Genomic DNA, 8,181 nt, shown 5'->3' on the forward strand with positions numbered 1-8,181 from the left:
ACCTCGCTCTCGTAGACTGCGGCCGTGACCGACGCCGCGTTTCCCACCACCGGATACCTCGCCTGGCAGTTCTCCCAGATCATCGCCGGACGGCTGGAGCGGGCACTGCGCGCGGAAGACCTCACACTGGCGCAGCACAACGCTCTGCAACAGGTCCTTTGGACCCCGGGGGTGTCCGCCGCCGAGATCGCGCGCCGTTCAGGCATCACAGCCCAGTCCATGGGCGCCGCAGTGAGCCAGCTCGTCGAGCGAGGACTACTACGACGTGAACCGCACCCGACCAGCCGCCGCAGCATGCAGCTACTCGCGACCGCCGAGGGAGAGGCGACCGCCGCTCGTGCCGCTTCGATCGCCCGGCGGATCGAACGGGAGACGACCTCACCACTCTCCCCGGACGACAAGGACAGCATTCACCGTCTGCTCTACCGTTTGGTCGAGGAACTGAACCCCGATGCCCTCGCTATCGACAGGCGCTCCTTGAACTAGCCCTGCAGCCCTGGCTGTCCAGCGGATGCCGCTGTGGCTCCGCCGCGTCGATGTGAGAAAGAGACATGGAGAGGTTGAGCGACGGAAAGCCATGACCCGTGCCGAGAGCCGTCCGCCGTCGAACGGATCCAAGCGCGGTCGCCCGCGCAGCGAAGCCGTGGAACAGGCCATCATGGAGGGAGTAATGAACCTCCTGGAGGACGGTGTTCCACTGGGTGAGCTCTCCGTCGAGCGTATCGCCCGCACCGCCGGCGTCGGCAAAGCGGCCATCTACCGCCGCTGGAGCGGCAAAGAGGACCTGTTCGTCGACGTCATACGCGCTGCCGAGTCCGCCGAACCCGAACTCCCCGGCACCTCGATGCGGGACGACCTCGTCGTTCTGCTGGAGTCACTGCGCCAACGCGGGCTGGTCAGCCGCTTGTCGGCGATCCTGCACAACGCCCACGCCCAGACGAGGAACAGCCCGAAGATATGGGCCGCCTACCATGCCGGCGTGATCACTCCCCGGCGCGACCTCGGACTGGCGATCCTCCGCCGAGGCCGGACGAACGGGGAACTTCGTACGGACATAGACCTGGAACTGGCTATCGAAACATTCGTCGCTCCTCTGCTCATCCGCTCGTTCGTCGACCCCGACCCCGACCTCCCGGACGGACTGGTCGAGCAGATTGTCGACGCCGTGCTCCGCGGCCTACGGCCCGTCAACTCCCCAAGCACTTGATCAGAACGGGCCGCCTGAGCGGTGCGAAGGCCTGTCGCAATCCCGATCACGCCCACCGCACCCAGCGCCCGGTGCACGTGCACGTACTGCGTGCGGTCGATGCCGAGGTCGCGGTGCGCCTGGACGGCTGCGATTGATGCGATCCGGTGCGCCTGAGGCGTGATGAGGCACGCGAAACTTCGCAGCCGCTGATACGCCCGGTATTGCTTACGTTGCACCTGGGTGACGCCGTCCCCGAGGCCGACGAGCGCCTCGTCCACTGCGGCAGCCAGTTCGGCCATCGCACAGCTCTGGCGCCGAACCGGGTACGGCCCGGCCGCCCGGCGGCGTACCCGCTTGGCCGCAGCCGAATGCCCCGTGGCCGAGGCCACCATCTCCAGGCCGAAGCGGTCGCCTCCAGACACAAGAACAGAAGCTGTCGAACACCGCACTGGCAGCGGGGCGGGCACCGGTGGTGCACGGCTTCGCCCACCTCAAAAACTGGCGGGTGCTCGGCAAAGTCCGAAGGGACCCGACCTGGGCGACCGCCCTGGTCAGGGCCCTGCTCCTCCTCACGAACCGCGTAGTGTCCCGGTGACCGACGATCTTCACCGAAGTCATCCACCCACGACCAGCACGAACAACACGAAGCCCGCGCACACCAGACCCGTGACCAGCAACTTCACGATGCACAGTGCTCTATGGGAGACCCGTGCGTATGGTTCGCGGCCCACGCTCGGTGAGGTGGAGGCGGTGGAGGTCTTCGTGGAGCCAGGCGTAGGCGTAGTCGATCGCGGGGGCGTCGCCGAAGATTTCCGGTTCGCTCAGGACCGGCGTACTCGGGCGCGCCCAGGGGGACCTCGTCGGACGGGATCCGCGTGCGGTTGCAGGCACGGGTTCGTACAGGGCGTCCTTTGACGGGACGAGCCGGACGGTGACCGAGCTGCTGGGCGAGGAGTAGAGGGAAAGCCTCAAGCCGGGCGGCTCGTACGCGTCTTTGCCGCCGGGCGGAGCCGTGTACAGCTCGCCGGTCAGTGCGGCGGGGACGGCGCTGGCCAGGCCGAGGACAGGCTTGAGCTGAGGGAACCAGGTGTCGACGAGCGCAGTGTAGATCTCTACTGCGGCGGTGAGGACTTGCTCGGTGCGCAGCCTGAGCTGCTCTGGGCTGTAAGCGTCCCAGACCCAGTACCTCGGGCGGATGAGTCGTTGGTCGGGAACGGCATACGGGGAATGCAGCAGGCCGTCAGCGTCAGCCCAGCGGCCACTGCCGAGTTCCTCCTCGATGCGCAGCAGCTCCGCCTGATAACCGGTGAACCGTGTGCCGAAGCCGCTCCGCACCGGCAGACTCCCCGGCTCGCCGTAGAGGTGATAGCACAGTGCCCGGTGTACATCTTCCGCACGCAGGGGAGTGAAACGACGAGAGGGCAGTTTCATCAGATCCGCAGCCGCCAGCCACAGGCGCTCCTTGGTGTAGGCGTCGCAGTCGGCCAGGTCGAAGTCCTTGAGGCCACACATGGTGTGCAGGCTTGAGGCAACCAGCTTCAGTGTCTTCTGCCAGGGCCAGGCGGCATACTCCACGGCGGCGGCTCCGAATAGCGCCGTCACAGGGCGCACACCCCGCGGTTCTGTCCACCTGTGGGCAGCGGGGATAGCGAGCCCCGGGGTGTGGTCACCGTCGCGTCGCAGGATGTGCAGTCCCAGCCTATTTCCCTCGAGGAACGCATCTACGGTGACCGGGCCGTTCCTCCCCATGGAGAAAAAGATGCGGTCCCCTGCTGGGCTGAGCGCTGCCTGGCATGCGCGGCCCCATCGCGCCCCCGCAGGTGCCGCTCTCCACGAGCCGTGCGGAGGCGTTCGCGGGGCATCGAGGGTCTCTTGCAGGCGCTGGCTGACCACGTCCGCCGGCAGATCCGGCCAAGGACCCTCCTCCTCGAACTCAGCCTGCGGGATGGCCTCGTGGACGGCCCAGCCCACGACGCCCGGATGGGCACGCAGCAGTGGATCCAGCACTGTACGGGCCGACTCCCAGCCAGAGGAGGCGATTGCCATCGCCAGCCCGTAGCGCCAGCGGTCCAGCAGCTCCACGCTCTGCACCACCTCCGCCAGCACTCCGTTGGCCAGCAATGCCTGCCCGGCGAAGTACTGTTCGAGCACGGGCAGAGCGAAGGCCAGACGCCGGTCTCCGCGACGCACCACCAGCCGGGTGTCCAAAAGCACTTGTACTTCGCCGGGGCTGCCCACATCCGCGGCCGCCGCCACTCCTCCAGCGCTGACACACACCGCGGCGAGTCGGCGCAACAGCCGCTCGGCGCGTTCTTCCTTGACGCTTTCGACATCGCGCAGAGCCCGGGTGACCAACGCGTCCAGGAAGGCCACCGGACTGTTCGGCAGACGCTCATGATCACGCTGGATCTGGGCTGCGATGATGGCGAACAACGGCTGGCGCAGCACGCTGCGCACCATGCCGGATTGGCTGTGGACCGCAATGCCGTTACCGCCGAGCCGGTCCATCAGCGCGGCCGCTTCGTCTGCCGACAGCGCCGGCATCGGCCTGCGCAGCTTCTCGTCCACCTCCAGACCGGGACGGGCCGTGGCCAGGATGCGCCACCGCGCACCTGCAGGGGAAAGCGTCCAACTGCATGCTTGGTCCAGCAGTTCCTTGCCGCGGATCGGCCCGGGCTCTTCCAGCCCGTCCACGATCAGCCGTACCCCACGCACGGCGGGATCCCCGAGGACGGCTGCGGCGCGGGTGGCCGCGTCGATCAGGCTGCCCTGGACGTCTTGCGCTGCAAGACGTCCAGGAATGGGGGCTTGCGCGTCAGCGCGTGCGGCAGCGATGTCACGCTGGTGCTGGCGTTCAGCGGCGAGCGACTTGCCCGCCCCGAACACGCCCTCCAGGACCACCACTCCGTGTTCCGGCAATGCAGTCACCGCATCCGGCAAGGCTCCCACCTGAGGAGTGTCGGCGAGTTCGGCCGCGACCACGGCCGATACACCAGCCGCGTGCCAGCGTTCCACCATGCGGATCCTGCAGCTGGCGTCAAGGTCGTCCAAGGAGGCCGCGCCCACGACTCGTTCACCGGTCCCAGCGTGGAGCACGACAACGGTGTTGCCGTGGCCACCTACGACGGTTTCGGCGGAGCCGCCGATGGCAATCGCTCCGTCACCCGGAGCCGACACCGTGCCGGGCACAATGGGCCTTGCGCGGTGAGGCGATTTGTTGTGCCGCCTGATGCTGAGGCGCTGCCACCAGGAGACGGTCACGTGCTGTTGCCGTCGCCCGTGACCGCCTCTCCGATGGAGCCGCCCGCGGCCACCGACTTGGTACCGGATGCTTCCGCCCGGCCACCCGGTGCTGGCGATCCAGGCGCAGGAGTTGGGGTACCCCCAGTGCGCTGATTGTTGCTGCCCGTCACGGCCCTGCCGATACTGCCGCCGGCGGCGACGGACCCCGCTCCCGACGCGGTGGCCTGGCTGGTGGTCTGGGCGGATTGGAGCACCAGAGCGCGCACGGCGAACACCGTCATGACAAGCGTGACGGTATCGGCAGCCAGGCCCGCCACGATGCCCGCCGTGCTGAGATCCTTCAACCACAGCAACAGTGTCACTCCTGCACAAGTGAGGCTGGCTGCTGCTGCCACTGCCCACACCACGCCCCTGCGCCAGCCGGTCATCACGACAACGCCTCCTGCTCGTCCTTGTCTTGCGGCACCCTAACCGAAGGACAGTGAAGTACGGGGCGCGCGCGTTTTCAGTCTGCTGCGGATGCCGCGTCGCCCAGTGCACCACGTGCCCAGAAGCCCAGCGGGCTCGCACCGGCTACGGACTGGGAGAACGGAATCCAGCGCTGGCCACTCCCGCAGTGGTCTTCGTAGATCCCGGCGTCATAGGCCTCGTTCGTCACCAGAGCCACCACACCGACCGCGTCTCCCGCATACGCATCGTGGAGAGCTGTTGTCTCGGCATGAGCCCGGATGGTTTTCACGAAGGACGGGCTAGAGATGCGGGAACCGTCGTATTCACCGAATCCCGCATGCAGGACAAGCCGCAACTGCGGCAGGAGATAGCCATCCTTGCGCGTGGCATTGACCCAGTCCGCAGCCATCATGCGATCCAGTTCGGACAGCAGGAAGGCTCCCACCATGCGCATGTCCGCTGCCCCGGTGAACAGAAGCAGGTTCTCGCCGCTGTCCTGTTCCTCTCCATAGGCCACCAGCCCCTGAGCGCCAACCTGGTGCAGTGCCTGTTCCACGTAGGACTGCACCAGACGCCGACCGGGATGCATCGAGACAGCCTGCCCGACCCAGTTGACCAGGCCGATCAGCACAGGGACGACGACCTTGACCTTGACGGCGGGAAAGGCTCCAGTCTCCTCGTCTGTAGGCATCGAACCCGCCGGGCCGCCTCCACCACCCAAAATCAGATAGTGATGGATGATGTTGTTGTCGCCAGTCACGGCAATCTCTACGTCGCCGCCGACCGCGATTGCCCGATCGCCCGTGGCCCCAACCGGTGGGACAGAGTTCAACTCCGACACGACCATATCTCTCCCCACCTGCTGTACGGCCCCCGCACACTGCAGCAAAAGGCTGACTGTGCGTACGATCGGCCAGCGTATGGCGTGCGCCGAGCTGTTTACTGCCGTTTGGTGATCTGTCCATCAAGCGTCGACCGGCGTCCAGGACAGATGGCAGTCGCGCAGACTCTGCCCCAACAGGGGCTCAAGGTCGGTAAGGGCCGTACTCAGGCACTCCAGGGCATCGGCGCTGATGCGATGGACGATCTCCTCATCCCGTTCGGCGTCTGCCGAGGCACCAGGCATACGCATCGTGGAGACCTTGTGAACGGCATCGTATGACCACAGACCGGCGCGCGGTGAGGTGTGGTCCAAAGACTGCGGGCGGTGACGGTGGTAATCCATGCCCCGCCGCTGTTCCAGCGCAACAAACCGCGGATCGGTTTGCAGCAGTCGTAGCCGCGCCACAAGATCCTGCAGAGACGTTAGGCCGCTTGTCGCGGCCACTGCTGGCAGCAACGTGGACCAGACGTCGCCTGTAGGGGAGAACGTCAGCCAGGCATCCTTCAGGTCGGTGCCCGGGGGAAAGCCCTGCGCCTTCTTCAAGCGCTTCGCCTGGTTTACCTCGCAGGCGGCAGCCGAGTGGCACAAGACGGTCCGCAAAACCAGGTTGGCCAGCCCGTGAGCAGCACCGAGAACAAAATGTGTACTCATCTCGCACAGCGCGCGCACCGCCATCCGCCGACTGTGTTCAAGGACGGCCGCTTGCTGCGGATCAACGATCGCGGCGCCCAGCCGGTGTCGCTGCGCGTCCAGTTCTGCGGCCCGGGCTAGGGCGAGTTGCTCTCCAATGCTGCCCATCAACCCATGGATCTCCACCACCCGGTTGATCAGCGGCCCGTAATCCGGGACACCAGCCTGCCGCAAACTCTCTTCCGAAGCCCAGCCTGCTAGGGCCCCGCGGCTGCTGAAAGCCTGCCAGCGCATTGCTATCGCCTCCACGTCCTCGCGTAGGTCGATGGCTGCTGCCGCCTCGTCCCCCGCACCTGAAGGAGGAGCAAACGAGGAGAAACTCATGGCCGAGGTCCACTCTTGCGTCATCCGTGCAGCGTACGCAGCAACCGACTCAGGAAGCGCAGTGTCGGTCGCGATGGACCCCGTTCCCGTCGGCGCTGACCTGGGTTCCGCTGGTGGCAGGTGCGGCCGACTGCGCGAATTGGGCGTACAGCGCAAGGCGATGCCCCACAGACTTGCGATGCCACCTCCGACGCTGGCCCACGGGTCCACCGCGTCGACGTCGACAACGGCACCGACAATCAATGCGACCATGCCGGCACCTCAGAGTCCGACTCTGGTGTACATGAGCGGCTTCCTGTCTCGATCAACTCATGTGCCTGGTCGAAGGCCGGCAGGTCACACCTGCCGTCGTGGTGCGGCCTCAGCCGGTCCATCTCATCGGTGTGGGTTGGTCATTGAAGCGTCGAGCGCTCGGAACGGCCCGCGCTGCGATGCTGGGTGCTCACTCTCTCGTAGCAGCGGCCCCAGTACGGCTGGCAGAGCCTGGGGCGCTGTCCGGCGAACGCCCTCCAAACAGGTGCTCCACGGGGCAAGGCTCAGTGCTTCGACTGCGGCTTCACGGCCTGCGGGGCAGTCCCCCCATCCTTCGGCCGCGGCGGCCCGGAGGCGGCCTCGCTGGCGTTCCGTCCAGTCTTCCGTCGACTCCAAGGTGGCTGTCAGCAAGGCACCAGCCTCGTCGGTGAACTCGTCGGCGTAGTTTTGGGCGCCGTGTCGATGGGCGGTCGCCCCGATGGCGCACAGTGCGCGCACCTGGTCCGCGGGGTCCCAGAGGGCGCGGGCGGCAACAGCGGCTTCAGCGTACTGTCGCTTGGCCGCCGCGAGGTCCACGACGTTGAGCAGAGGGAAGTTGCGCTGCTCAACGGGGTGTTCCGCGGCGCACAGGTCGATGGCAATGAGGAAGTCTCCGCGCCGAACGGCCCAGCAGGCGACTTCATCAAGCACCCGCTGTCGCTGGAGCCCTTGCGGCAGGGTCCATACGAGTTCGCGACCTACTGCGTAATGCCCGGAAGCCGCAAGAGCCTCAGCCAACGCGGCGGCGGCCTCATCCCTGCTGGGACTGTCATCCGGCAGTGCGTTGAGCAGGGACCAGGCCCGGTCGTGCTGGTCAGTCCAGGCCAGAGCAGCCACGACGGAGGCGAGGTCCTGCAGGTGATCTTGCACATTCGTGCTCTGTTCTGCAAGGAAAGCCGCCTCAGCGGTCATGTCCTCGTCTTCCGGGGTGTTGCCGGAAACCGCCGTCAATCCAGCGGCACTGCCACACAAAGCGCCCCGCTCCGAACGTCGCCCAGGGCCTGCGATGTGCAGGCTAAGAAGCCGTATCTCAACCGAACGTGATCCCTTGATTCCTGCTGGTCAGGCATGGTTTCGCTCGGGTTGAGGGAGGCATCGCGACGTCTTGTGT

7 protein-coding genes and 1 pseudogene are annotated in these 8,181 nt (G+C 66.6%); 3 read left to right on the forward strand and 5 right to left on the reverse strand.

All coding sequences use genetic code 11. The features are described from left to right. The first annotated feature begins 24 nt into the window (after positions 1-24). From ABZ027_RS39480 to ABZ027_RS39490, 3 genes and pseudogenes are all read left to right on the forward strand, one after another. On the forward strand, positions 25-486 hold the full coding sequence (locus ABZ027_RS39480) for a MarR family transcriptional regulator (protein WP_356777243.1): 462 nt from the start codon (positions 25-27) through the stop codon (positions 484-486). A gap of 91 nt (positions 487-577) precedes the next feature. Next, entirely contained in the window at positions 578-1,207 is a 630-nt protein-coding gene (locus ABZ027_RS39485; RefSeq protein ID WP_356777245.1) for a TetR/AcrR family transcriptional regulator, read from the forward strand. Between the two features lie 400 nt (positions 1,208-1,607). Further along, positions 1,608-1,784 (forward strand): annotated as a pseudogene (locus tag ABZ027_RS39490) (IS5/IS1182 family transposase); the annotation flags it as partial. Positions 1,785-1,885: 101 nt separating this feature from the next. Here ABZ027_RS39490 and ABZ027_RS39495 read toward each other — a convergent pair. The 5 genes from ABZ027_RS39495 to ABZ027_RS39515 form a co-directional block, all read right to left on the reverse strand. Beyond that, positions 1,886-4,207, reverse strand: a complete 2,322-nt coding sequence (locus ABZ027_RS39495; protein WP_356777247.1) for a hypothetical protein — start codon at positions 4,205-4,207, stop codon at positions 1,886-1,888. A 239-nt stretch (positions 4,208-4,446) separates the two neighbouring features. After that, the gene (locus ABZ027_RS39500; protein WP_356777249.1) at positions 4,447-4,860 is read right to left on the reverse strand and encodes a hypothetical protein; all 414 of its coding nucleotides are present in this window, start codon (positions 4,858-4,860) and stop codon (positions 4,447-4,449) included. 77 nt (positions 4,861-4,937) lie between these two features. Then, positions 4,938-5,723: a hypothetical protein gene (locus ABZ027_RS39505; RefSeq protein ID WP_356777251.1), complete on the reverse strand. Its 786-nt coding sequence runs from the start codon at positions 5,721-5,723 to the stop codon at positions 4,938-4,940. Positions 5,724-5,846: 123 nt separating this feature from the next. Beyond that, complete coding sequence (locus ABZ027_RS39510; protein ID WP_356777253.1) at positions 5,847-6,803, reverse strand: hypothetical protein; 957 nt, start codon at positions 6,801-6,803, stop codon at positions 5,847-5,849. 351 nt (positions 6,804-7,154) lie between these two features. Continuing rightward, positions 7,155-8,021, reverse strand: coding sequence for a hypothetical protein (locus ABZ027_RS39515; RefSeq protein WP_356777255.1), 867 nt, complete (start codon positions 8,019-8,021; stop codon positions 7,155-7,157). Positions 8,022-8,181: the final 160 nt, after the last annotated feature.

Origin of the sequence: Streptomyces sp. NPDC006332, assembly GCF_040612855.1 — a bacterium.
In the GTDB taxonomy this organism is placed as follows: Bacteria; Actinomycetota; Actinomycetes; order Streptomycetales; family Streptomycetaceae; genus Streptomyces.